Below are 25,609 nucleotides of genomic sequence, written 5' to 3'. Positions count from 1 at the left end.
GCGGGAAGGTCAGAAGCGAGGGGATTAATTTGAAAGATATGCATCGAGCAGGTCGGATGTGGCATTTATATAAAATGGGGGGCTTTACGCCCGCAATTACCTCTATGTTTGACGCGCAGAGCGCTCAGCAGATGGCATTTATTCGCTCCATGTTGAAGGAGCAACGAAAAAATTCACTGTTTGAAATTCCGTTGCATGCAATGGAGCTCGTTGTATTTGATTTAGAGACGACAGGTTTTTATCCGTATAATGGGGATGAGATTATCTCTTTTGGCGCTGTTTCCGTCATCGGCGGCGAGATTCAGTACGATCAAACATTTTATAGCATTGTCAATCCGAAACGTAAAATTCCTGATGAAATTGTAAAATTAACTGGAATTACGAATGATATGGCGGCAGAGGCGCCTGACTTAATTATTGTGCTTCGCGATTTTTTGGAGTTTGTACAGCAAAAGGTGCTAGTGGCGCATGCAACGGGTCACGATAAAAACTTCTTGAATGCAGCGTTATGGCGGACATCGAAAGTGAGCTTGTCTCACCGTGTGCTGGATACGATAATGATTGCAAAGTGGCTGATGCCCAAGCGTAAAAACTTAAGTTTGGACTCGCTTTTGCATGCCTATGAGCTCCCCGTAACGAACCGTCATCACGCACTTGATGACTCGCTTATGACCGCACAGCTATGGTCTAAATTCATGGAAGAAATCAAATCTAAGGATGTTGATACATTAGGCGATTTATATGCCTTATTGAGCCATCACTGACCGATGACAAACGAAAGTTTGTGGATTGAGGTCTGGGGGGCTTTTTTTATTTGATAGATTTGCAGTTCAGGTTTAAACGGGTTTTGGAGAGATACAATCCAATAAGTAGGGAAAGTATGCCATAAGGTTGCTATATCTGCTTCTGACGGGGCTGGGGGCGCAGTGGGATGGGAATGAAAGATTCCGATTACCTTAGTTTTAGGGTTAACAAGAACAGGAATGATGTCATGGGGACTCATTTCGAAATGGTGGCGCGGATTGCTTGCGTGATTCTTCGAAGGAATCATGGATATGGCTTCAATTGTTTGAGAAATTACAGTTCCTGTAATGAAGCCGCAAGCTTCGTAAGGTAATGTACTTATACAATAATCAATAAGCTTCTTGTGAAGTTCGTCTTGGATTTGAATCAACGCATACGCCCCCATGTTGGAATGAATGATGTAATTATATAGGGTACGATTGTGAAAAAACAGATCCCTGATGGAATCTGTTAGTTAATTTGTCCTTTGGGCTTGATAAAGAAAAATGCCAAGCCTAATGTGAGGAGAGCAAGGGAAGAGACGGTAATGAATATAGCCTGGTGCGATACGTTCATAAGCCAACCGAAAATAGGTGGTCCTAAAGCAACGCCTATGAAGCGCAGGCTATTGTATAAAGAGGTGATCATCCCGCGTTGTTCAGTCTCCACAGAGCCAGTAATCATCGTATTCAAACAAGGGAGCAGGAGGCCTGTGCCAATACCGCTTGATGTCAATAAACCAATAAAAACGTAAGGATTGGAATGGAAGAAAATCGTAAGTGCCAAGGAAATGGTCATCAGCATGAGTCCGATGTTGATTAACCAACGCATTAACGTACCATTTTTCTTGATGAGGGCTCCTGTTGTATAGGAAGTGACGACCATTCCTAACAAAGGAATCGCAAGGATAAGTCCCTTTTTAACCCCTTCAATTTGGTAAGGCTTCTCCTCTAATATTTGGGATAAATAAAAGAGGACGCCGAAAAGAATGAATAACGCTAATGAACCCGCAAAATAGGAGGTAATCAACCAGCGACCTTTTTCTTTGAGAATGGTCTTTATTTGTCCGATGTAAGCTTTCAAGCTTTGGGGTTCTTTATTCTTCTTGGGTTCTTTAATGATGAAAATTACACCAAGTAAAGCGAGAAGGCAGAAGAACGGAAAGGCAAAAAATGGGGCGAACCAAGCCATTAAGGCTAATAAGGAACCGAATATCGGACTAACGACCTTCCCAGCACCATTAGATGCTTCCGTTAAGCCGAGCACTTTACTTTCTGTACCTCCCTTATACAAATCACCGACCAGAGCCATCGCAATAGGTGCGGTGCCAGCAGCTCCCAGACCTTGTATGGCGCGAGCGATGATAAGTATCGAGTAAGAGTTCCATATAGCCCCAAAACCTGCTAGAACGCCAGCTGCTCCGTAAATAATAAGGGAGGGAATCATAACAGCTTTGCGAGAAAAGCGATCGGATAAGTACCCAGAGATCGGGATAATTAGTCCAGCTGTGATGGAAAATAAAGTGATAACAAGACTGCTTTGAAAGCGTGAAATACCCATTTTCTCCTGCATATCGGGCAATATTGGGACAAGCATGGAATTGCCAAGAACTAATACTAGAGGGATCGATGCTATCGCGATGAATTCCCAAAGGTGCCCTTGACCTTCACTTTCGTTAGCTCTATTGGGTTTATTTTTGCTTTGATGAGGCTGTGGAAGATCATCGGACCTCTCGCTCTCTAAAGCGATGTTGAATGTTCTTCTTTTCGCTTTTTCCATTTGAACCTCCGTCTTACGGCTTTTTATTACTTTGCCCTGTCACCGTCTGGACATACTTATCTTATATTCCTCAGATGTTGGAATTTTGCCGGAAATGGAGATAATATAGACAGAGTGGAGGTGCAGCAATTTTGAAGAGGAATGGAATCATACTAGCTTTCGTTTTGTTGCTTGCAGGATTAGCCGTTTATCAAAACGCCCAACATGCGAATAAAGAAACGATCATGCCAACCGAGCAAGCGCCAAAAGTGAATTATCTTGCGCCCGCATTTACATTAACAGGGCTCGATGGTCAGAGCTATGCCGTTGGCGGTCCGCGAGATAAACCGCTTTTAGTTAACTTCTGGGCATCCTGGTGCGGACCTTGCGCAATTGAGGCGCCTGACTTGGTGGCCATGTATAAAAAGTATGAAGGTCAATTCGATCTCTATGCGGTCAATGTCACGCCTGGTGACAAAATGGATAATATCAAGAAATTCGTTGAAGAATATAAGTTCCCCTTTCCCGTGTTGCTCGACAAAAAAGGCGAGAACGCAGATGCATATCGGGTGCTTGCGATACCAACCACTTTTTTGATTGATAAAAATGGGGTTGTCCGGGAAGTTATTCATGTGTTGTCTCCCAAAGAACTGGATAAGAAAATCGCAAATTTAATAAAAAATTAAAATAGAAAAAGCTGCAGGAGGACATTAGCCAACTCCGTGCAGCTTTTTTTGTAGTAATTATCTTAGTGATTTACTAAGCCTAGGCGTTCTTGTTGATCTTTGTTAGTTGGTTCAATGCGTGTTCTGCCTAGAAGAGCATAGCGCAAGCTATCCACTAAAGCGTACCAACTTGCTTCAATAATGTTACTAGAAACACCGAGTGTGTTCCATGATGTATTGAAATCGGTGGATTCCATTAAGACTCTAACTTTGCCAGCAGTAGCGTCTTTCTCGTCAAGTACGCGTACCTTATAATCGGACAAATGAATGTGTTGAATATCAGGGTAGTACTGGATTAAGGCTTTGCGTAGCGCGTTGTCGAGCGCATTGACAGGACCATTGCCCTCAGCCGCGGTATAAATGGTTTCACCATGTACTTTAACCTTGATGATCGCTTCGGAGACAACTGGATGCTTTGCTGATTTCTCAACAAGCATTTTGAACGACTCCAAAGTGAAGATTTCCTCTAGTCCTTCGAACGCTTCGCGTAGAAGCAGCTCAAGAGATGCATCTGCACCTTCGAATTGATAGCCTTGATGCTCGAGATCCTTGATCTTCTCGATGACATCCTTTGTTTTTTGAGGCTCATTTTGATAGTCAAGATTTAACTCTTGCGCCTTGACGAGAACATTGCTTTGTCCAGCAAGCTCGGAAACAAGCACACGCTGCTTATTTCCGACGAGAACAGGCATGATATGCTCATAGGTGCTCGCATCTTTCAAAATAGCTGAAACATGGATACCGCCTTTGTGGGCGAATGCTGCGTTGCCTACGTAGGGTTGGTTAACGGGCATATGCATGTTGGCAATTTCACTAATATAACGGGAAACTTGCGTTAATGACATTAATTGCTCGGCTGAAATGACGTCGTATTTCAATTTTAATTGAAGATTAGGAATAATCGAGCTCAGGTTAGCATTCCCGCAGCGTTCACCGTAGCCGTTAATTGTTCCCTGTACTTGTCCAGCACCTGCTTGTACAGCTGCCAAGCTATTTGCTACACCTAATTCACAATCATTGTGAGCGTGTATTCCGACTGGTGTGCTAACATGTTGTTTCACTGTGGTAACGATTTCAGAGACTTCACCTGGGAGTGAGCCGCCATTGGTATCACATAATACGATCCAGTCTGCACCTGCGTCCTGTGCCTTTTGTATCGTTTGTAAGGCGTAATCTGAATTATTCTTGTAACCATCGAAGAAGTGCTCGGCGTCATAGATTACTTCAAGACCTTTGCTTTTTAAAAATTGGACAGAGTCGAATATCATTGCTAAATTTTCTTCGAGGGAAGTTTGAATCGCGGTTCGAACATGGAAATCCCAAGATTTTCCGAAAATCGTAGCAACCTTTGCGCCGGATTCAACAAGTCTATTCAGATTAATGTCATCTTCAGCCTTGGAATCTTTGCGTCTTGTGCTGCCGAATGCCGTGATCTTAGCATTAGCGAAATTCATATCGCGGGTGCGCTCGAAGAACTCAATGTCTTTACTATTGCTACCGGGCCATCCGCCTTCAATATAGTGAACCCCAAGTTCATCGAGCTTGAGGGCAATTTTGATTTTATCCTCAACGGATAAGCTGATGCCTTCTCCTTGCGTTCCGTCTCGTAACGTAGTGTCGAAGATTTTAACTGATGTTGGCATGGGTTCCTCCTTTGAAAGCTGGCAACTGACTAATTACATCATTGAAAATGAAAGTAAGTGCGCTCGCTTTAAAGCGTTAATGTATAATTAATGATTATAACATAATTGTATTTGTAAGGACATCATAACGCAAAAATACGTTTGCTTGAAAGAATATTTTTTTGTATGCTGAAGTGGACTTGAGCTTATGCTTATCATTATGGGAGGTTCTGTGCATGGTGTTGGTTCATAATCATTACCCCAAACAAGGCAGAGTCATCCTTCATATTGATATGAACGCTTTCTATTGCTCCGTACATGAGGCTGTTGAGCCTCATTTGTACAAAGGGAAGCCTCTTGCAGTAGCGGGAAGTGTAGAGCTGCGGAAAGGAATCATTGTAACATCTTCCTATGCAGCTCGTTATTTGGGTATTAAAACAGGGATGCAAGTGAGGCAAGCTCTGCGGATATGTCCGGATTTGATCCTTATACGCCCAGATTTCGATTTGTATCGCAGCTTCTCCCGTCGTTTCATGCAGATTGCCTATAGTTTTTCACCTCTAGTGGAATCTATGTCTATCGATGAGTGTTTTGTTGATATTACGGGCTCAAAACAGTTTGGGACACCGCTTGAGATTGCGAATCACATTCAAAAGAAAATCTTGGATGAATTGGGCTTGCCATGTTCAATTGGTGTGGCACCAAATAAATTGCTTGCCAAAATGGGCTCAGATTTGAAGAAGCCTAGTGGGATATCTGTTATGCGACTTCGCGATGTGCCCACCTTATTATGGGATAAGCCATGTCATTACCTATATGGTATTGGGAAAAAGACAGCAGATAAATTAATAAAGTTAAATATTCATACACTCGGTCAATTGGCCGCAGCTGAAGAGAAGCTGTTAAGCAAGCACTTTGGAATCCTAGGTCCTCATCTCATACAATCAGCTAAGGGCATCGACCATTCTATTGTGAATCCGGAGCAGGAACAGAGCAAGTCGATCGGACATTCGACAACGCTGCCGCATGATGTGACGGATAAAAAAGAAGTGTACCGTATTTTCCTCAATCTAGCGGATCAAGTGGCGAGAAGACTCCGTAGGCAAAAGCTCATGTCATCTACGGTGCAGATTACAATTCGGGATCCCGAGATGAGGACTATTACGCGTTCGCTTACCCTTCAGACCCCAACAGAACATATGGCTGATATCTACAGCACGGCTTGTAATTTATATGATCATCACTGGGAGGAGACAAGTCCAATTCGGCTTTTAGGCGTTACTTTGCAAAACTTAGGAGCCAAGGAAGAGACGGCTATTCAGCTTGATCTTTTCGATTATGAGAAACAGCCTCGTAGAGATCAGTTAAATCGAATTATGGATCAGCTTCGAGACAAATTTGGTGAAAATGCGATCTTGACTGCTGGGATGATGGGAGATGATCCTTCCGCTTTGATAAGAAACCACAAAGCAAGAGGGACGTCTCTACAGATGGATCACTTGAAGAATAACCCGCTTCATCAAGATGAGTAAGGGAGAAAAAATGGCACATTACATTGGGTTTGCAGGCTTTTCAAACAGTGGGAAAACAACGTTTATCGCCAAGTTAATTGGAGAGATGAAACGACGCGGTTATTTGGTAGGTGTAATGAAACACGATGCTCATGGACATTATAAAGAAGCGAAAGGCGCTGACTCATCGACGTTCATTCAATCGGGTGCAGATGCGGTTGCAACCTTATCGCCTGACGGTGTGCACGTCTATGAGAAAAAGTCTGAACCGAATATGAAGGAGCAACTTGCAGCATTTGCGCATCTAGACTACGTAATTATTGAGGGGTTTAAGAAGGAAAAGCATCCAAAGATAGCTATCTTTCGTACAATAGAACAAAGTGCGATTATGGCCGAGCTGGATTCAGAACCCCTTGCAATTGTAACGGATTTGGTCGACTTGAATGGCGTACTTCCTTCGTATAAGATGGATGAAGTAGAAGCGGTCGCTACATTTATTGTCACATTTTTCGAAGCTCGTCAATATTAAGGTTTGAACTTTACTCGCATTTATATTATATTTTACATTGAGGATATTTAGAGGAGGAATACAGAATGGCAAAGTATACATTTGTTGATAAAGATACTTGCATCGCTTGCGGCGCATGCGGGGCTACTGCTCCAGACATTTATGATTACGACGATGAAGGTCTAGCAGAAGTTATTTTCGACGGAGATGGCAATAAAGGCGTAACTGAAATCCCAGAAGATCTATTTGATGATCTGCAGGATGCACAGGATGGATGTCCAACAGACTCCATTAAAGTGGCAGATTCACCTTTTAACTAAACCTTAATAGTAGTTCATGGATTTTGTGATTTCGAAAGAGCTCGGTTCCTACAAAGGAATTGAGCTCTTTTTTTTGATACGATTTGTATAAACAGGTAACAATTCATTGCCATTTTGTACACGCCATCTTACAATAAAGTCTAGTAAGTATAGGGGAGGAACCTATGGGTAAGAAGAGTTGGATACAAACGTTGACCGCAGGAGTTATTTTGATCATGCTGTCGACATATTTCTATACAGTGAATTCGAGTGGCTTGTTTTATTTTATTGAGCATCCACTTCAAGATAATTTGCGAAAAGCAAAGTCTATTGACGAACGACAGCCTGAAGATCGAATAAAAATTATTAAAATTGATGAAAAATCTCTCGCGGCTATTGGGAAATTTCCGTGGGATCGAAAAACGTATGCCCAAATGATAGAAAAATTAGAGCAGTCAGGTGCAGCAGCTATCGGCATAGACGTAGTTCTGGCCGAACCTTCGAAAAACCCCGACGATGATAAAGCTTTGGCTGATGTATTGGCCAAATACCATAATGTGATTCTACCTGTTCAAATTAACTACCCCACCAAGCAGCAGCAAGCTGGTGAATTAGTCCCTGAGAAGGTCGACTATCCCTCCACAACCTTAACGACGAATAAAGAACAAATGGCCCATATTAATGTGTTTGTAGATAAAGACGGGAAAGCCAGAAAGCTTCCGGTCGGACTGCCTGATGAGAATCAGCATAATATACCTGCGTTCAGTGTTGCACTTACGAATTTAATTTTGAATGATGAAGAAAAAATAAGTTACGATGTGGCATCACGACAATGGAAACGTGGTAATATAATCATACCTACAAATGATCGTAATCAGGTCACAACAGAATTCTACTCGTTACCTAGACAAAAAATGGACGTAGGCACGGGGTACGAAACGCTATCATACATAGATGTGATAAATAGCAAGAAACCTTTACCCTTAGAAGGCGCAATCGCTCTTGTTGGACCATTTGTAACAGCCATGCAGGATGAATATCCAACGCCAATCAGCTCTGTGAAAATGTTTGGGATTGAGATTCATGCGAATATGATTCAGACGCTGATCGAAGGCAAATTCTACAGGGATACAAGCAAGCCTATTGGTATTGTTATAATTCTGGTTGTAGCCTTGCTAGCTTTATTCCTATTTGAGAGATTTAAAGGAAGAGTGGCTTTATTTCTATTCGTTGCCATGTTAGTTGTATACGGGTTGATTTGGATGCTTCTGTATACGATAGGATCGATATTTGCTCCTCTTGTTTATCCGCAATTCGCAATCGTCGCGATATACATGTGGTCGCTTGTAAGTCATTATTTAAAAGAACGAATGGAACGCAATCGTGTTACAGGGATCTTTGGCAGATTTGTTTCTAAATCAGTTGTAGATGAGCTGTTGCGCTCTGGCGAGGATGTGAAGCTTGGGGGGAGCCGCAAAGATATCTCCCTTATTTTTGTTGATATTCGTGGCTTTACACCCATGTCCGAGCGGCTTGAGCCTGAGCAAGTTATTCGAGTTTTGAATGAATATTTAGATGTTTGTACAAAAGCTATTTTTAAATATAATGGCACGCTTGATAAATTTATCGGAGACGGCGTTATGGCTATGTTCGGAGCGCCAATTGAATATGATAACCATCCTGAGATGGCTGTACGTGCAGCTATCGAAATGAAATCCCAAGCTGGCGTTCTTGAGCAAAAGCTTATCGAGAAATACGGCATCGGTGTTAAATTTGGACTGGGCATTAATAGCGGACCTGCGGTAGTTGGGAATATAGGTTCTGAGGATTTAAGACTTGATTACACGGCAATTGGAGATACGGTTAACTTATCTGCGAGATTGGAATCCAACGCCAAGCCTGGTCAAATTTTGATCAGTGAGCTTACCTATGCGAGGGTGGAAGGTCTCTTTCGGATTGAACCAATAGGTGAAATGAAAGTGAAAGGTAAGGAAAAACCAGTGATGGTTTATGAAGTGATAGGGAATTTATAATTAAGGAGGCGTTTATCGTGAGAGTTACTAAGAAATCATTCCTTTCTGTTTTCTTATGCTTTTGTCTTGTGTTTACTTTATTTTCTGCTTTGCAAGTGAAGTCTGTTGAAGCTAAGACGATCCGAATCGCAGTAATTGCCTCTTTAAGTGGAGAAGTCACGGTGAAGAAGGGTGGAGGTTCTAAGACATACGACGCTTACGAGAATATGAGCTTAAACCAGGGAGACACGCTTTACACGGGAGAGAATTCCACTGTTACGCTTAACTTGAGCAGCGGGGATGCCACCGTCACATTGAGTGACAACGCTGAAATTAATGTATCGGATTTACATACATCGGGTGGAAGCGAGAAATCCAAGTTAAAAATATGGGCTGGCTCCATGTGGGTAAAGGTTAAGTCTCTAGCTGGTTCTGATGATGAATTTGAAGTTGAAACACCAACGGCAGTTATGGGTGTGCGTGGAACGCAATTTTTTGTTCATGTGGATCCAAGGACTGGGGAAACAAAAATGTTTGTTGGAGCCGGCAAAGTTTCAGCTACTACAGTCACTACTAATGCAGGAAGCGAACAAGCTGCTAAAGTCGTTTATTTGTACCCTACACAACAGATATCTTTAGATTCGCGAAATGAAGTACAGGATTTGTCGTTAAAGGTTGAATTGATAGACTTGGAGGATTTCATTAATGATGCTTCTCCTGATGTTATTAAGGCTCTTATTCAAAATAAAGCTGATATTGATAGGGAGAATGACGAATTTATAGCAAAGAAAAAGAAGGAATTGGAAGAAGGTAAAGAAACGGCAGATCAAACCTCCATGTTTATTAAAGATCAGGCAGCGCTTGATAAGGTGAAGAAAAACCTTGATAACCTTATTGGAAATATAGCCAAGAGAGCATTGAAGGATCAAAAAATCAGTAAAGCAGATATGAACAAAGTTATTGAGGAAACGAACAAGAAAATAAGTGATAATACGAGGAAGCTTGATCTGGATAACGTGCAGGAATTGGATAAGACCGCAGGCGTGGATTTAGAATTGGAAAAAAAGAAGCAAGATGAACTTCTCAAGTTTGAAGCGGTAAAGATTAAGAAAGCGGAAGATGAAGCTAAGAAATTAGACGAAATAAAGCAAAAACTTACTACAATTCTCAAAACAGCTGAGGATGCAAATAAAAAGATTGAAGAAGCGAACCTGAAGGTGAAAGCGGATGAGAAGGCCAGAGCAGAAGCTGAGCTCTTAAAGAAACTTTCTGATGCTGAGAAGAAGAAATTTGAAGAAGCTAGAAATGGCGGGCCCACATCAACCCCAACAACGGGAACTTCTGGTGGGGGGAGTAGTGAAACGCCGACGGAAACACCGAAACCGACCATTAGTTTGTCTGCAGGGGAACAAAGTCAGACTGGATTATTTGATTTGGATATTAATTTGAGTGATTTTAATGATAATACTTCCATCTATGCTGTAGAGGCTCATTTGCTGTATGACACAACAATTAGTTACACGAATTCAGAGTTGGTCAACGGTACTATTTTCGATATGAATAACAGTACTGCCGGCATTAAGGAATATAAGAGTACTCTTAAAAATGAATTGGTTTATGTAGTGACAAACTACGGAGCTAACGCGGGCAATTCAACTGGTTTCAAAGGAACAAAGAAATTAGTGACGATACCGATGCAAGGATTCTCAGATGGTGGTAATGATCGTACAGCAACGATTACACTAGAAGATATTATTATTGTTCGTAAAAAAGGGAGCGTTCTTGAGAGGGTCGTTGTTCCCAAAGAAAATGTAAAAACTACAATTACTCTAAAAGGCCATGCTCTTCCAGCTGGTTAAATTGTCCGAAGGTGTAATTTTAAAAAGGAGAAATCAATGAAACCCTTTACATATATAGTCATAACTTCGATGGCGATGGCTACATTCCTTGGAGGCTCGTTTGTATCGGCTTCAGGATTGTCTGCCAATGCGTTATTCGCTGGAAATGGGCAAATAATGGCGGATATCACAACGCATGCGGGCATCGGTGATTTTGATGACAAAGATGGCGACGCGCTGACTGCGGCTTTCCGCACGCCTAGCAGCATAGCCGAACTTCCAGATGGAAGTATTCTTGTCGCCGATACGCGCAATCATGTCATTCGTAAAATCTCAAAAGGGATAGTAACGACATTCGCTGGCCCCGAAATTGTTGTGAAAACGAATAGTCAAGGTTTACCAACAGGTGGTTTAGTGAATGGTAAATCGAGTCAATCGTTGTTCAATGAACCGACTGGAATAACTGTTGATGTCAAAGGGAATGTATGGATTGCAGATGCAGCTAATAACGCCATACGTAGAGTAGACACGAATGGACAAGTATCTACAGTAGCGGGTAATGGACTTATCGGTAATAAAGATGGTCAGGGTACGGACGCCACCTTCAATCATCCAAGTGATATTGCTGTCACAGCGAATGGAACCATCTATGTAGCAGATTCCTTAAATCATGTCATTCGTAAAATTTCGCCTAGTGGCGATGTCTCTACACTGAACACTGTCTCTACAAGGGTGATTCAAATTCGCCCAGGTGAAGCATCCTTTGCTGGTGATTTTCTTGACGGCAATTTATCTACTGCTAAATTTAATGAGCCTTCTGGTCTTGTTCTAGACAGCATTGGTAATCTATATGTAAGCGATACTGGAAATCAACGGATTCGATATATTGATTTCAAAGCAAATACAGTAAGTACAGTTGCAGGAACAACAGCATTGATGGATGCAAGTTCGTTATATAGTAAAAATGATCTCTACGCAGCCGGAGATTTCTTGGATGGCGACGCACTACAAGCGAAGTTTGATTTCCCTAAAGGGTTAGCTGTGACAACCGAAGGCGGATTGCTAATTGCAGATAGTTTGAATCACTCGGTTCGTTATTTGCTTAACGGCAAAGTAACTACGCTTGCGGGTACGGTAAAAACAGGGGAAGCTGATGGTGTAGAGCAAGCTGCTGAATTTTATAATCCTACGGATGTTCTAGTGACTGAACAAGGTGACATAGTTGTGGCAGATGCTTTCAATAACAAGATTAGAAAAATTGCTCCGTATCAGTTGCCGAAATATGTGCCCAATAATCAACCTATTAAAGTGGTGAATGGCAGCAAGTTGATCGAATTCGATGCGCAGCCTGAGAACCAAAGTGGCCGTACAATGGTTCCTATTCGTGCAATCAGTGAAGCATTGGGTTATGAGGTTAAATATGTAGAGCAAGAAGGAAAGACTATCGTGCAGCTCGTCAAGGGCGAAGTAACGATTGAGCTTACGATTGGCCATGAGGGTGTTACTCGCAAGGAAGTCAATAAATCTGACAAAAAGAAAGATACAGACGTGGCTCCGTATGTGAAACAAAATCGTACTTATGTACCTGTTCGCTTTTTTGCTGAAGAAATTGGACTCAACGTGGAGTGGGATGCTGTTCATCAAACGGTGATCTTACGAACGAAGTCTTTTGTAAAATAAAATACGCAAGATGACGAGCTTGGAAGGGGGACCCCGGATCAAGGTCGTCTTTTTTGTCTTCATATCTAGGAGGTTAATGCCGATAAAACAGAGAGAGTAGGACGAACTGAATGGGAGGGTTGTTGCTCTTTGAAAAAAAACAATCAGAACGGTCAGTTAGAGCGATTTTTTCAGCATAATCCGATTGAAGATCCTCTATATTTAAAAAAATATGTGAAAGACCATCCTGATCACAAAATGGCTTGGTACTTGTTAGGTAGAGAGTACGCCTCTCAAGGAAAAGAGGGGAAAGCTGCGTACTGCTTTGCGCAATCTGGAGAGATCTATGAAGCCTTTGAACGTCAGAAAATCGCTGTGGATGGTTCCTTGCCTACCTACCCTGCGGCCGCTTCGCTAAAGGAGTCAGAGGTGATAGCGAAAAGAATGGCTGCAGCCCTTAAAGAAGAGATGGGTAAAAAAACATTAATCGTACAAGGGGATAAAAAAGAAGCGAGTAAATCCAGACGCAATTTGAAGTGGATTACGCTTCTGGCTATGCTCGCCTTTTTAGCTATCGTTGTTTCAATCGATGCGGTGAAAGATAAACTCCCGACGAATATAGTGAAACAAGAAGTGGCTACCCCTGTGGTTGGGGCGATGAATAACCCTTCTGGGGATTTAAAGCTTTATTTTGCTGATGGCGAATGGGGACCTTTGTTACAAAGCGTACTGACTGCATCAGGCAAGGAAACGGGAGAGTCCGTAATTATGGAAGCAACCAAAAGCGTTGATGGAAAATGGCTGGAGTGGAATAAAGAAGTGAAGCCTGTCGTTGGTGTTGTAAATGAAGGCAGAGGTGGAAATACAGCTTCGCTTACTCATTATAATTCGCAAGTGTGCTCCTGCCAAGTTGCGGATAGTTCTAAAATAGTGCCGCTTATTGAGAGCTGGATGCAGGATCGGGAACAAGCAATTGTTCTTCAAAGTGCAATTACGGCCTATCAGCAGAAAACAGGCGTTCTGCCTGATAAAGCGGAGCAACTCGCTAAACCTTATCCAGATAATTTGCTTCCCGGCGTATCTCCTGCCATGCAAGAAATCTTTCCGCAAGCATTAGAAAAGCTGTCAGGAAATAAAAAAACGGTTGATGGAGCTGGGATAAAGGGTCCTCAGGAGACAAATAACCAGTTGTCTAAGGCGCCAAATGTTCCTAACAGCTCGCAAGCAAAAGCGGCTGCGGAGCCTTTGGAAGAACCCCTTCGAATTATTATTGATACCGAAAAACATCGCCTAGCGTTAGTTAGTGGGAAATATATGCTTCGGAGTTATCCTGTTGGTTTGGGTGGAGAGAAAACGCCAGAAGGCGACTTCATAATTAGTGAAAAAGTGCGTAATCCAAATGGGAGATCAAACGGAGAATTCGGAAGTAGGGGGATGACCCTATCAGATACGTTATATGCTATTCACGGTACGAATAAACCCTCTAGTGTTGGTAAGGACGAATCCCACGGATGTGTTCGCATGCAGCAGGAGGATGTAGAGGAACTCTACGACATGGTTCCGGCACAGACAAAAGTAACGATTGGCAAAGGCGTATTGCCAGACTTTGAAAACGGCGGAGGCAATGGAGCAGGGAGAGGGAATCCTTCAAAATCCTTTAAACTTCCGCTTCAGACAAATGACAGTAATCCAAATAAAAAATATAAATGGCTTGATTAAATGAATGGAAAAAGGCTCCTAAAAAGGAGCCCTTGACAAGAAAGCGGAAAGCGATTACAATTCAAGTTGTGAAGTTTTCAATCATTTTAATCGGTGTCATTTGTTTAAAATGAGCAGTATAATCATGATGATGATAATGGCTAGAAGTCCAGAACCTGTCCAGATGATCGCTTTCTTGTTTACTTCATCTTTTGGTTTGCGAGATGCAAGAGCAGATTTACGTTTTGACATGAGATCACCTATTTCAATTGGATTTGGTTGATGCTTCTATCTTAACACAATTAACACAAATCATAGAATATGAATATTCATAGAAAAATCATTTTATGTGTTGACGTTCATGTCATTATATTGTAATATTTAATCACATGAAGAAATTGGAAATAATTGAATATGTTAGTTTTAATAACATGTTACCGAGAGGGCATAAGTTGTTGAAGAATGCAAGTTTTCTTCTATAGCTATGCCCTTTTATTTTTTGTCTTTAGTATGAATTTCGAAAGGGGTTGGTAGCGCAAACTATTACAAATTAAATCACTTGGAATGAACAATTAGAAAAAAGCAACGCCAGAATTTATTGAAAAAAGGGAGAAGATGAACACATGAATATGAAAAAATGGTCTACAATGGGTTTAGCGGCATCCATGGTTTTAGTTGCTGCGGGCTGCGGGAAATCTGCACCGGCTGAAACAACAAAACCAGCTGCATCTGCTTCACCGACTACTGCTGCATCTGCTGCTCCAACTGCTGGTGCGAAAAAATTATCTGGTGATTTTGAACTCCAATACTTTGTTGGCGGTTATGGCGACAAATGGTGGAAAAAAGTTATTGCTGACTTCCAAGCGGCTAACCCTGATTTGAAAATTAAAGAAAGTGCGGGCCCGAAAATCAACGAGCAAATGAAACCCCGTTGGATCGCTGGTAACCCACCTGACTTCGTATACATCGATGGACCTGAATTGTTCGACCGTCAATTAGTTACAGACGGCCAACTTGAGGATTTGACTGACTGGCTGAAAGACGCGAAAAACGTTGATGGCGAGAAAATCCTTGATTTACTTGCGCAGAAACCGCAAGATTTTGGTGGCAAAATGTACAACATTCCTTTCGTTTTGAGCTCATGGGGAACATTCTATGATAAAGCTCTATTCAAGGAAAAAGGTTGGGCTGAGCCTAAAGACTTCGAAGAGTTCCTTGCTGTAAGTGAAAAAATTAAAGCTGCGGGCATCAATCCTTTAATTCATGCTGGTAAATATCCGTACTACCTCAATGGTGGCGTACTTTACCCATCGATCGTATCTGCGAACAACAATGATTTCAAATTGTTGCAAGATATGTCTACAAACAACTTGGAAGCTTGGAAAAACCCAGCAATTATCAAAGGCTTGAACAAAATCGTTCAACTTCGTGATAAAGGTTACATTGACAAAGCATCCGTACAAATCAATCATACGGATTCTCAATCCTTGTTCCTTCAACACAAAGATGCTTTCATTCCAAACGGTTTGTGGTTACCTAACGAAATGGCTAAAGACGTTCCAGCAGCATTTGATTTCGGTTTTATTCCATCTATCACACAAGATAAAGGTGGAAAATTTGTTGCTAATACTTCCACTTCTACTTTCGCTATTCCTAAAAAAGCGAAAAACAAAGACGCTGCTAAAGCATTCATGCAATTCGTATTCTCGAAAACACAAGCTTCTGCATGGGCTGAGCTTAGTGGTGCTCCATCAAACGTTAAAGGTGACATCAGTTCTACCAAAGCACCTAATTTTGTAAAAGATGTAGCGAAATTCTTGGCTTCACCTGACACTGTAGTTATTCCAACAGTTTCTTTTACAGCAGACGTTGATAAAGCAATGCAAGATGCTACACTTGCTTTGACAATCGGAACGATTACTCCTGAAGAGTGGGTAAAACGTGTAACTGATGTTGTAGCAAAACAAAAGAAATAAGAATTGAATGAAACAGTGCGGAGAACAAGTAAGGTAACCGCCTTATGAGTTCTCCGCCATTTTAATGAAAGGACGGTGAGGAAAGAATGAAGACCAGTACAAAAATGTGGAAACGGAATCTGTTTATTGCTTCATTCATCATTCCGACATTTCTGTTCTTCTGCGTATTTACGATGTACCCGGCGTTTCAGGCGTTACAAAAATCTTTGTACGATTGGTCGGGAATGTCAGAGAACAGTACGTTTATCGGATTCGATAATTTTGTGGAGATGTTCAAAGATCCAATTATCTGGAGAGCCATTGGAAATGACTATTTTCTAGTAGCTGGCAAAGTAATCGGTATTATGATCTTGGCGACTTTTTTCGCAGTAGCCTTGACACGGTTCAATTTAAAAAGTTCCGGTTTTTTCAGAGCTATCTTTTTCATCCCGAATGTAATTTCAGTAGTTGTTATCGGTGTTCTATGGAATTTCATTTATAACCCTCAAATTGGTTTTCTTAACGCTTTCCTATCCTTATTCACGGATAAAAAGGTTGATATCACTTGGTTAGGTTTTACAGAACACACGATCTGGATGCTGTTGCCTCCTACGATCTGGGCAGGTATCGGATTCTACATGATTCTAATGATTGCCGCAATCGTGAATATTCCCGCATCATACTATGAAGCGGCTAATATAGACGGAGCGGGTCAGTGGTCGCAGTTCAGACATATCACGATGCCGCTCATTTGGGAGCAGATACAAGTTTCCATTGTCAACATTGTTATCACTACACTGAATGGTTCGTTTGTCATTGTTCAATTGATGACCAATGGCGGACAGCCCGATAATACGACCCAGGTTATGGGATCTTATCTGTATCGGATGGCTTTTCAGCAATATCATTTCGGTTATGGAGCGGCCATTGGAGTGTTGATTTTAGTGTTATCTCTAATTACAACTCTCATTTTACAAAGGCTTTTACGCCATGAAACGATTGAAATGAGCTAGTGCCATCTTAGAATTAGGATACTGAAGGAGGGAGCCCGTAATAATGGAAGTGAAAAATCCGTTTGCCAAGTTAATCGTATGGTTAATTCTTCTACTATGGAGTGTTGCTGTACTTTATCCATTGATATGGACGCTGTTAGATTCGTTGAAAAATAATGAACAGTTTTTCTTCAATATGCCATGGGCTTTGCCAAAATTTCCACTGCTGTGGTCAAACTTTTCATATGTATGGAATAAATATAATTTTAGTACCTACTTTGTAAACTCAATTGTAGTCACTGCAGGAAGTACTCTTCTTGCCTTGATTCTTTCATCGACAACGGCTTACGTTTTGGCAAGATATTCGTTTAAGGGTAATAAAATCCTTTTAACGATATACATTGCAGCGTTAACAATTCCTTTCGCGCTTGCTTTGATTCCGCTGTTCTTCTTGCTAAATGATCTACAACTGGTTAACACGTGGCTTGGATTGATTCTGGTGTACGCAGCCTTAAATCTTCCGTTTGGTATTTTCTTGCTTGTAGGTTTCTATAAAACCTTACCTAAGGAAATTGAAGAGGCTGCAATTATTGACGGAACATCGCACTATGGTACTTTCTTTAAAGTGATGCTGCCATTGTCACAGCCTGGTCTAATTACAGTTATGATTACGAACATGTTAAATAACTGGAATGAGTATTTCCTTGGGGTTGTCTTGACAAATGATCCGACTAAGTATACATTGCCTATTGGTCTTGCAGTTATGCAAGCTGAGATGCAATATCGCGTAGAGTGGGGTCCTCTATTCGCGGGACTGCTCATTACAACACTTCCAACTTTAATCGTGTATATGATTTTCCAACGCCAGATTGCAGGCGGAATTACGGCTGGAGCTGTGAAATAAAAATTCCATATTTTTCGAGAAAAAACACCTTTTCCTAGAGGATTTTATCCTTCCAGGAAGGTGTTCTTTCTACTATAATTGATGTTATGTAGGAGCAAGCAAGATTCGGCCAAACTTGTAAGCTTAAGGTGAATGAATATGAGATTGATGTATATGTTACAAAAAGTTGGACGATCATTAATGATTCCAATTGCAGTTCTACCGGCAGCGTCAATTCTCCTGCGCATTGGAAAAATGAAATTTGAGGAACCTTTATTCATCCATTTAGCACAAATTTTCGAGTCGGGTGGCAGCGCTATCTTCGATAATTTGCCGATGATTTTCGCTGTAGGAATTGCTATAGGACTCACATCGGGGGATGGGATAGCAGCACTTGCCGCGACAGTTGGTTATTTAGTATTCGATAATGTTTTGAAGCATTTTCAAGTAGGAACAGAATCAGCGGATAAGCTTGATATGGGTGTACTTGGAGGGATGCTTGTAGGCATGCTCTCGGCTTTTTTTTTCGACAGGTTTCAACACATACAGTTGCCCAGAGCACTAGGTTTTTTTGGAGGTAAGCGCTTCGTTCCTTTAATTACAGCTCTTACAATGGTAATTCTAGGTGTTTTGATGGGGTTCCTATGGCCTCCTGTACAGAAGTGGATTAGTACTGTTGGACTATGGATTGTCGACAATGGGGATGTCGGAGTATTTATCTATGGATTCATGAATAGGTTACTTATTCCAACAGGTCTTCATCATATTATTAATAATATTGCTTGGTTTCAGATTGGGGATTATGTCACTCCAATAGGGAAAATAGTCCATGGCGATATTGCTCGATATTTCGCTGGAGATCCAACGGCGGGAATGTTTATGACCGGATATTACCCGGTTATTATGTTCGGGTTACCTGCTGCAGCATTAGCGATGATCAAAGCGTCTACGTCCACAAATCGACAGATTTTCATTTCGGTTATGCTAAGCGCTGGATTGACAAGCTTTCTTACTGGTATTACTGAACCTATAGAATTTGCCTTTATGTTCGTTGCACCAGGATTGTATTTCATACATGCATGTTTGACTGGTCTTTCCATGATGATTATGCATATGTTGGATGTAAAAATGGGTTTTGGCTTTTCTGCTGGTTTTATTGATATGTTATTGAATTGGAATTTATCGACAAAGCCTTATTGGATCATACTTATTGGCATAGGTTACTTTTTCATTTATTATTTTACATTCCGAGCCTACCTACATTTATTTCCTTCGAAACTTCTTGGTCGTGATGAAGCGGTGGAACCAGAAACGCAGGAAATAGTAAATCCTTTAGAAAATAAGGGGAATCGCCCCAAAAGCATTCTCAAACATATTGGTGGACCTGAGAATATCATAACAATTGATGCTTGTATTACACGTCTCAGATTACTAGTAAATGAAGAGAGCTTAATTCACGATGCTGAACTTAAGCAATTAGGTGCAATCGGCGTGATTAGGCTTGGAAAAGGCAACGTTCATGTTGTGTTTGGAACCGAGTCAGAGCAAATTCGCGAAAGTATTAAGCCCATGCTACTTGACCGCAAAGAGTCAGATCAGGACAAACCTAAGAAATCGGAGGTGTCTTATGATTGAACGGACTATCATTCATGTACTTTCACATAATGTCGTGATGGTGCATTTATCAACAGGGAAAAATTCGATCGCCTTCGGAAAGGGGATTGGGTTTAAGAAGACAGCTGGGATGGTTATTGCAGAAGGTGAGATTTCACAAGAATTTCTGCTGCATACGTCCGAAGTACTCAAAAATTATGAACAAATTCTTAATGCTGTTGATGTTAAAATTATTGGTTTTACAGAGGAAGTCATCGCCTATGCACAAGGGATGCTCGAAGGTGCTTTCTCCGAAACGATTCATGCTTCTCTTGTTGATCACATTAACTTTGCAGTAGAACGGCAGAAGCGAGGGATTTTTATTACAAATCCTTTTGCTTATGAAATTCAATATATGTATCCAGAGGAATACAAGGTGGCCAAAAAATCAGTTGATTTCTTGAATGACCATCTTGATGTTAAACTTCCGGAAGACGAGGTCGCATTCCTTGCGATGCATTTCAACGGAGCAAGAAAGAAGGAGCAGGCTTCCGACTCCTTGGCCATAGTGAGGGTAGTGTCCCAAACGATTGAATCTGCGAAAGAGTTGGGCTTTAATTTCGATGACTCCTTCTCGACATTGCGCTTTATTAGTCATTTGAAGGGCCTTATTGAACGAATTAAACAAAAGAAGACACTGCAGAACTCGCTACTGGATAAAATAAAAGAGGAGTATGGAGATACGTACGTAAAAGCAAAAGTATTGTCATTGATGCTGAGCGACTCTCTTCAAATGGAAGTGCCAGATGATGAAACAGGTTATCTAACCATGCACCTGGAGAGGATGCTTCAACGAACAGAAGCGTAACTTCTCTATATGTCCTTTCTTGATTCCCTTGCACCTTTTGGATGCAGGGATTTTTCACGTTTATAAATTTTTTTAGTCTTTTAGGCGATTGCATATTTAGACATTGTCAGATAAACTGACTGTTAGAGTCATTTTAGAACGGAGTGCATGGACATGCTATATGAGAAGTTAGGTAAACCGGTTTTGTTCCGAATGGATCCGGAAAAGGCACATCATTTGACTATCGATGGACTGAGTGCAGTAGGTGCTTTTCCTGGAGGTAAACAACTGCTGAAAGCGATGTATGGAACGACATATTCTCCATTTATGGTACAACAGCTATGGGGAATTGAATTCGCCAATCCGATTGGACTTGCCGCAGGATTAGACAAAAATGCGAAAGCTGTCAAAGGATTTTCGCAGCTTGGCTTTGGATTTATGGAAGTGGGCACGATTACGCCAAAGCCTCAGCCTGGAAACGAACAGCCGCGGCTATTCCGATTGCCGATTGATCAAGCGCTGATTAATCGTATGGGCTTCAATAACGTTGGCGTAGAGGAAATGGCACGTAACCTTCAGAAGACTGGAAAACGGGATATTCCTGTTGCAATAAATATTGGTAAAAATAAAGGTACTCCGAATGAAGAAGCTGAGGAAGATTATCGAGCTTGTATTCGAGCGTTATATACATATGGAGATTTCTTTGTTGTGAATATTAGCTCACCAAATACACCAGATCTGCGTAACTTACAGCATGGGAATGATTTATGTAGATTGCTAGATGCGGTTACAGATGAGATGCAAATTCAGCAGGAAAAACATCGTCATTCTGGAAAACCTGTTTTGGTTAAAATAGCGCCTGATCTAACGGATGAAGAACTCGAATTGACAGTGGGCACGATCAAAGATAGTGGAGTATCGGGAATAATCGCCACGAATACAACGCTAAGTAGAGAAGGATTGCAGCATCCAAACAAAAGTCAGGCTGGTGGGCTGAGTGGAAAGCCACTAACGCAAAGAACGACTGAGGTCATTAGTCGTGTTTACCAGCTCACGGAAGGTAAGCTTCCGATCATCGGATCTGGGGGTATTTTTACTGCGGAGGATGCTTATGACAAAATACGTGCAGGCGCTAGTCTCATCGAAGTGTATACGGCATTAATTTATGAAGGTCCTGGACTTTTAAGCCGTTTAAACGAAGGTCTTCAGGCTTTATTGAAGAGAGATGGGTTCACTCATATTTCCCAGGCAATCGGAACAGCTCAGAAGTGACTTCATTTGGAATGGAGGACAAGAAGATGGATGGACGGGACTGGAAAAAATTCCTTCTGCCCTATGAGCAATCAGTGGAGGAATTAAAAGTAAAGTTCAAAACGCTTCGTGGAGAGCTTAAAAGTAGGGAAGAATATTCGCCTATTGAGTTCGTCACCGGACGTGTTAAAAAAATTTCAAGTGTTTTGGAGAAAGCTAAACGATTAAATGTACCTATGGATCAATTGGAATCCGGTATTGAAGATATTGCAGGAATTCGAATCATGTGTCAGTTCGTAGAAGACATTGAACGTCTTGCAGATTTGATAAGATCAAGACAAGATATGAGCGTAGTTTACGAAAAAGATTATGTTGCGAATAAAAAACCAAGCGGCTATCGCAGCTTTCATATTATTATTGAATATCCCGTACAAACTGCTTTAGGTATGAAACGAATCTTGGCTGAAGTTCAAATTCGGACGCTTGCTATGAATTTCTGGGCAACAATCGAGCATTCTTTGAATTATAAATATAAAGAACAGCTTCCCTCTGAAGTGAGGGCACGTCTAAGTAAAGCAGCAGAGGCTGCTTACTTGTTAGATCAGGAAATGTCGAGTATTCGCGGTGAGATCGTCGAGTCTCAGAAGTTATTTGAAGATAATTCTAATTTGGTGAATATTGTGCTTAACAACATTCAAGAACTCTATTTTTACCATCGTGTAAGGGAAGCAGCTCAGTTTCAATTAAGGTTTAATGAGGTTTGGGAAACGGAAGATGTTTGGGGGATGAGTGAGCTGTCAACACAGATTGAAGCAGCTATCTCTAGAGCCAAAAAAGGAGATCAAACGTGATCCTATGAGTGCTTATGATCGATTGTATGTGGCATATTTGTATTATTTTAATGTAGCAAGGGATTATTTTGAGTGCCATGAAGTGATGGAGGAGCTTTGGCTTGAAGAGGGCCGAAGTCCGCTATATCAAGGTTTGCTGCAGGTTGCAGTGGGCCTTTATCATCATGCGAATGGAAACGTAAGCGGTTCCATTAAGCTTTTTAGTGCAGGCTTAGATAAGCTAGAAAGATATCCAGATGAAGTGTTAGGGATTGATTTGGGGAAGCTGAGGCTAGACAGCAGGAACTATCTAGGAAAGCTTATCCTCATCGAAGATGAACCTTTTGATCCTTATGATTTGAATATTGTATTGCTTGATGAGCTGCTTGCAGAGAAGCTAGAGGAAGTGAAGAGAAATCCGCCTGTATTAGATGAGGAAGAAACAGAGGCTTAGGATAGGGATCGGATCAACTTTCTGAGGTGGAGCTATGGATTGCGTGTAAATAGCTTAAAAAGCTTTTTAAAGGGTTTTTAACACTGTAATTGTGATTTGCATTATTGGAGCTATGTATGATCTTAAAAGGCGTTAGAAGGTTAGAAAACGTAATTCGATTGTATAAGGAAGAAGACTGGAATGAAAATTCCAGTCTTTTTTTTGTTCATAGGTAAACTATTCGCATAACTTCGAGACAGGATAAAATCACTTCATAGGTACTGAAATTTATGAAAATAACGGTGCAAATAGGTCGATTTTACCAACGATTTTTACAGAATTTATCTAAAATTACATGAACTATTGTAAGGATATTTTTACCATGTTACCTTTATTCTAATCTTATAGTACTTATACCACGAGCAGGAGAGAATTTTTAAATGAAAGAGAGGGAAAGTTCATGATCCTGGAAAATGAAATACAAGTGAATGATGAAATAAAGCAGATTAATTACACAGAACGGTTAAGCGCTTTGCAGTTATACAACCAAGGCCTTCGCTAGATATGGTCAAAATTCGTATTGATAAAGTGGATGGTGGTTATCGGATTAATGGTAACAAGGAATGATCCGGGGGTTGTTATAGAAGAAGCTTGGAAGTCATCAGCAATGAAGGGAACAATGAGCCATCATGTGCGTTTGGACAATGTGTTTGTCTCAAGCAGCTGATTAATTGCCAGAGAAGGTTGCGCGATAGAAGATACGAATGAGCTATCGTATTGGTCAAGATTGGCGATCTCCTCTGTTTATCAAGGCATAGCCAAAGCATCATTTGACTATGTGCTTGAAAGTATGAAAAGCAAAAAAGATGTATACTCTCAAACCTCAATGGCCTTTATGCCCGGACCTCAATATGCGTTGGGCGAATTGAAAATTCATGTAGAAACGGCATGGAGCCAACTACTTACTTTTGCCAGACAAGCAGACCAAGAATGAGCGAACGACCGCTTCACGGATGATTTATTCCAAAAATCTTTAATAATCAAATATTTTGTCACGCATGAAGCGAATCAAGTGGTGTGGCAGGCTATGCAAATTGAAGGCATGAATGCTTTAAATCAAGGGCAATTGTTAGAAAGACTTTATCGGGATGTGCGAGCGGCAGCTTATCATCAACCAGGAGATGATTTATTGAAAGAATTACTTGCTAAGAAGATATTAGGTTTAGTCCGCTTGAAAAAACGATGGTGCTAACTAGCTGAGAAGAGAGAGGGTCATTTATGATAGAGCGTGAAATTAAACAGATTTTGACGAAGGAACTCTATGAACAATTGATAGCTAGCGAGTTTCTTGCCACTTACCCCAAAAAACAACAGCTTCAAATTAATTATTACTACGATACGAGCGATTATCTTCTGTATGAAAGTGATATTACACTTCGCGTACGCCAAAAGGAGAGTAATCTCTCTCTGGAAATGAAATATCCGGTTGAGGATAAATCAACCTATAAAGTTAAACGGGAAATTACGAAGCCTATCTTGGAATTACCGATTGAAATTGAGCTTGAGCATCAATTTGATGGCGTATCCCTCCAAGGGAAAGCGAGTTTAATACAATCTTTAGTAACAGAGAGAACCAGAATCTATGTGGACAATGATTTGTTTATCGATTTGGATAAGAGCCATTATTTGGGGGTTACTGATTATGAGCTAGAAATTGAATTTAATGAGGATGCTTACGAGGATGCTCACCACATTTTTAAATTGTTGATTCCGTCGGGCGAAGCCAAATCTTCTAGGGGGAAAAAAGCAAGGCTTTTTCATCAATACTTTCTTAAAAAGGGGATTTCTCATGGATATTAAACTAAAAATTAATTGCTTTCGATGAACAAGAATTTTTTCTTGAAAACTGTTCTAGCTTAAAAAAAGTGGTAGCTATTGTGGAGATAAAAGGGAGTATATGGAGAGGTGACACGATAATTGAAGAAGTAATTATAACCCCACTCAAACGAATATTCGATGCACGAGGGGATATCTTGTATATGCTTAGGAAAGATAATACGCATTTTCAAGCGTTCGGTGAGATTTATTTTTCATTCATCAATTCTGGGGCTATTAAAGGATGGCATGCGCGTAAGTGCATGGAACTGAGAGGAAATTCAGGAGATAGTAATGGGACAAAAATACAATTGTCTAGTCACGGTGCCGCTACTGATATGGAGTGGCTTTACTGGGATTGGCGCGGAAACCGCGCTAGTTGCCAATTGTGCTTCGATTGTTCATGATCCGGAAGAAATAATGCGTCCGGATAGCACTCATCCCACAATACCGTATAGCTGGACGAACGAAGCTGGATGATTGATAAAGTTCTATCATGGGCGGACAATGTAAAAGGGGCAGTTTACTACGTTATAG

23 protein-coding genes and 1 pseudogene are annotated in these 25,609 nt (G+C 41.1%); 20 read left to right on the top strand and 4 right to left on the bottom strand.

Annotation, left to right across the window (positions count from 1 at the left end):
- The first annotated feature begins 29 nt into the window (after positions 1-29).
- The gene (locus GK047_RS22240; RefSeq protein WP_163951846.1) at positions 30-764 is read left to right on the top strand and encodes an exonuclease domain-containing protein; all 735 of its coding nucleotides are present in this window, start codon (positions 30-32) and stop codon (positions 762-764) included.
- On the opposite strand, the gene GK047_RS22235 is transcribed toward GK047_RS22240, so the two are convergent.
- On the bottom strand, positions 758-1,174 hold the full coding sequence (locus tag GK047_RS22235) for a M67 family metallopeptidase (RefSeq protein ID WP_163951844.1): 417 nt from the start codon (positions 1,172-1,174) through the stop codon (positions 758-760). The two genes, GK047_RS22240 and GK047_RS22235, sit on opposite strands and share 7 nt — an antisense overlap.
- An 80-nt stretch (positions 1,175-1,254) precedes the next feature.
- Positions 1,255-2,562, bottom strand: coding sequence for an MFS transporter (locus GK047_RS22230; protein WP_163951842.1), 1,308 nt, complete (start codon positions 2,560-2,562; stop codon positions 1,255-1,257).
- 131 nt (positions 2,563-2,693) lie between these two features.
- Between GK047_RS22230 and GK047_RS22225 the strand changes: the two genes are divergently transcribed.
- On the top strand, positions 2,694-3,227 hold the full coding sequence (locus tag GK047_RS22225) for a TlpA family protein disulfide reductase (protein WP_163951840.1): 534 nt from the start codon (positions 2,694-2,696) through the stop codon (positions 3,225-3,227).
- Between the two features lie 62 nt (positions 3,228-3,289).
- On the opposite strand, the gene cimA is transcribed toward GK047_RS22225, so the two are convergent.
- A complete protein-coding gene (cimA, locus tag GK047_RS22220; RefSeq protein WP_163951838.1) occupies positions 3,290-4,909 on the bottom strand; it encodes a citramalate synthase in 1,620 nt (539 codons plus the stop codon).
- Positions 4,910-5,124: 215 nt separating this feature from the next.
- Here cimA and GK047_RS22215 point away from each other — a divergent pair, with 215 nt between their 5' ends.
- The 7 genes from GK047_RS22215 (at position 5,125) to GK047_RS22185 (ending at position 14,434) form a co-directional block, all read left to right on the top strand.
- A complete protein-coding gene (locus tag GK047_RS22215; protein WP_163951836.1) occupies positions 5,125-6,420 on the top strand; it encodes a DNA polymerase IV in 1,296 nt (431 codons plus the stop codon).
- A 10-nt stretch (positions 6,421-6,430) separates the two neighbouring features.
- Positions 6,431-6,928, top strand: coding sequence for a molybdopterin-guanine dinucleotide biosynthesis protein B (gene mobB, locus GK047_RS22210; protein WP_163951835.1), 498 nt, complete (start codon positions 6,431-6,433; stop codon positions 6,926-6,928).
- A 65-nt stretch (positions 6,929-6,993) separates the two neighbouring features.
- A complete protein-coding gene (locus GK047_RS22205; protein ID WP_127454548.1) occupies positions 6,994-7,227 on the top strand; it encodes a ferredoxin in 234 nt (77 codons plus the stop codon).
- A 164-nt stretch (positions 7,228-7,391) separates the two neighbouring features.
- Positions 7,392-9,239 (top strand): CHASE2 domain-containing protein, encoded by a 1,848-nt coding sequence (locus GK047_RS22200; protein WP_163951833.1) that lies wholly within the window; start codon positions 7,392-7,394, stop codon positions 9,237-9,239.
- 206 nt (positions 9,240-9,445) lie between these two features.
- Entirely contained in the window at positions 9,446-11,077 is a 1,632-nt protein-coding gene (locus GK047_RS22195) for a FecR family protein (protein ID WP_275901700.1), read from the top strand.
- A 36-nt stretch (positions 11,078-11,113) separates the two neighbouring features.
- Positions 11,114-12,736, top strand: a complete 1,623-nt coding sequence (locus tag GK047_RS22190; RefSeq protein ID WP_163951830.1) for a stalk domain-containing protein — start codon at positions 11,114-11,116, stop codon at positions 12,734-12,736.
- A 237-nt stretch (positions 12,737-12,973) separates the two neighbouring features.
- Positions 12,974-14,434 (top strand): L,D-transpeptidase, encoded by a 1,461-nt coding sequence (locus GK047_RS22185; RefSeq protein ID WP_481856038.1) that lies wholly within the window; start codon positions 12,974-12,976, stop codon positions 14,432-14,434.
- A 96-nt stretch (positions 14,435-14,530) separates the two neighbouring features.
- Here the strand turns inward: GK047_RS22185 and GK047_RS30215 are convergent, their stop codons facing one another.
- Positions 14,531-14,665, bottom strand: a complete 135-nt coding sequence (locus GK047_RS30215; RefSeq protein WP_275901698.1) for a hypothetical protein — start codon at positions 14,663-14,665, stop codon at positions 14,531-14,533.
- Between the two features lie 371 nt (positions 14,666-15,036).
- On the opposite strand from GK047_RS30215, the gene GK047_RS22180 reads away from it, so the two are divergent.
- The 11 genes and pseudogenes from GK047_RS22180 to GK047_RS29300 all read left to right on the top strand — a co-directional run bounded on the left by GK047_RS22180 (position 15,037) and on the right by GK047_RS29300 (position 25,552).
- The gene (locus GK047_RS22180; RefSeq protein WP_163951828.1) at positions 15,037-16,389 is read left to right on the top strand and encodes an ABC transporter substrate-binding protein; all 1,353 of its coding nucleotides are present in this window, start codon (positions 15,037-15,039) and stop codon (positions 16,387-16,389) included.
- A 104-nt stretch (positions 16,390-16,493) separates the two neighbouring features.
- Complete coding sequence (locus GK047_RS22175) at positions 16,494-17,381, top strand: carbohydrate ABC transporter permease (RefSeq protein WP_481856036.1); 888 nt, start codon at positions 16,494-16,496, stop codon at positions 17,379-17,381.
- 43 nt (positions 17,382-17,424) lie between these two features.
- Entirely contained in the window at positions 17,425-18,264 is an 840-nt protein-coding gene (locus GK047_RS22170; RefSeq protein ID WP_163951824.1) for a carbohydrate ABC transporter permease, read from the top strand.
- Between the two features lie 144 nt (positions 18,265-18,408).
- Positions 18,409-19,878 carry a PTS transporter subunit EIIC gene (locus GK047_RS22165; RefSeq protein ID WP_163951993.1) on the top strand — a complete coding sequence of 490 codons (1,470 nt, stop codon included), beginning with the start codon at positions 18,409-18,411 and terminating at the stop codon, positions 19,876-19,878.
- Positions 19,871-20,704: a PRD domain-containing protein gene (locus GK047_RS22160; RefSeq protein WP_163951822.1), complete on the top strand. Its 834-nt coding sequence runs from the start codon at positions 19,871-19,873 to the stop codon at positions 20,702-20,704. Before GK047_RS22165 ends, GK047_RS22160 begins: the two co-directional genes overlap by 8 nt.
- A 153-nt stretch (positions 20,705-20,857) precedes the next feature.
- On the top strand, positions 20,858-21,955 hold the full coding sequence (locus GK047_RS22155; RefSeq protein ID WP_163951820.1) for a quinone-dependent dihydroorotate dehydrogenase: 1,098 nt from the start codon (positions 20,858-20,860) through the stop codon (positions 21,953-21,955).
- A 26-nt stretch (positions 21,956-21,981) separates the two neighbouring features.
- On the top strand, positions 21,982-22,785 hold the full coding sequence (gene yjbM / locus GK047_RS22150) for a GTP diphosphokinase (RefSeq protein WP_163951818.1): 804 nt from the start codon (positions 21,982-21,984) through the stop codon (positions 22,783-22,785).
- 4 nt (positions 22,786-22,789) lie between these two features.
- Entirely contained in the window at positions 22,790-23,218 is a 429-nt protein-coding gene (locus GK047_RS22145) for a DUF309 domain-containing protein (RefSeq protein WP_163951816.1), read from the top strand.
- 766 nt (positions 23,219-23,984) lie between these two features.
- Positions 23,985-24,449 (top strand): annotated as a pseudogene (locus GK047_RS29820) (acyl-CoA dehydrogenase family protein).
- A gap of 26 nt (positions 24,450-24,475) precedes the next feature.
- A complete protein-coding gene (locus GK047_RS22130; RefSeq protein ID WP_163951810.1) occupies positions 24,476-25,057 on the top strand; it encodes a CYTH domain-containing protein in 582 nt (193 codons plus the stop codon).
- 309 nt (positions 25,058-25,366) lie between these two features.
- The gene (locus GK047_RS29300) at positions 25,367-25,552 is read left to right on the top strand and encodes a hypothetical protein (RefSeq protein WP_205516915.1); all 186 of its coding nucleotides are present in this window, start codon (positions 25,367-25,369) and stop codon (positions 25,550-25,552) included.
- The last annotated feature ends 57 nt before the right edge of the window (positions 25,553-25,609 follow it).

The organism is Paenibacillus sp. SYP-B3998 (assembly GCF_010820665.1).
Taxonomy (GTDB): domain Bacteria; phylum Bacillota; class Bacilli; order Paenibacillales; family NBRC-103111; genus Paenibacillus_E.
This window is presented reverse-complemented; position numbering and strand designations above follow the sequence as displayed.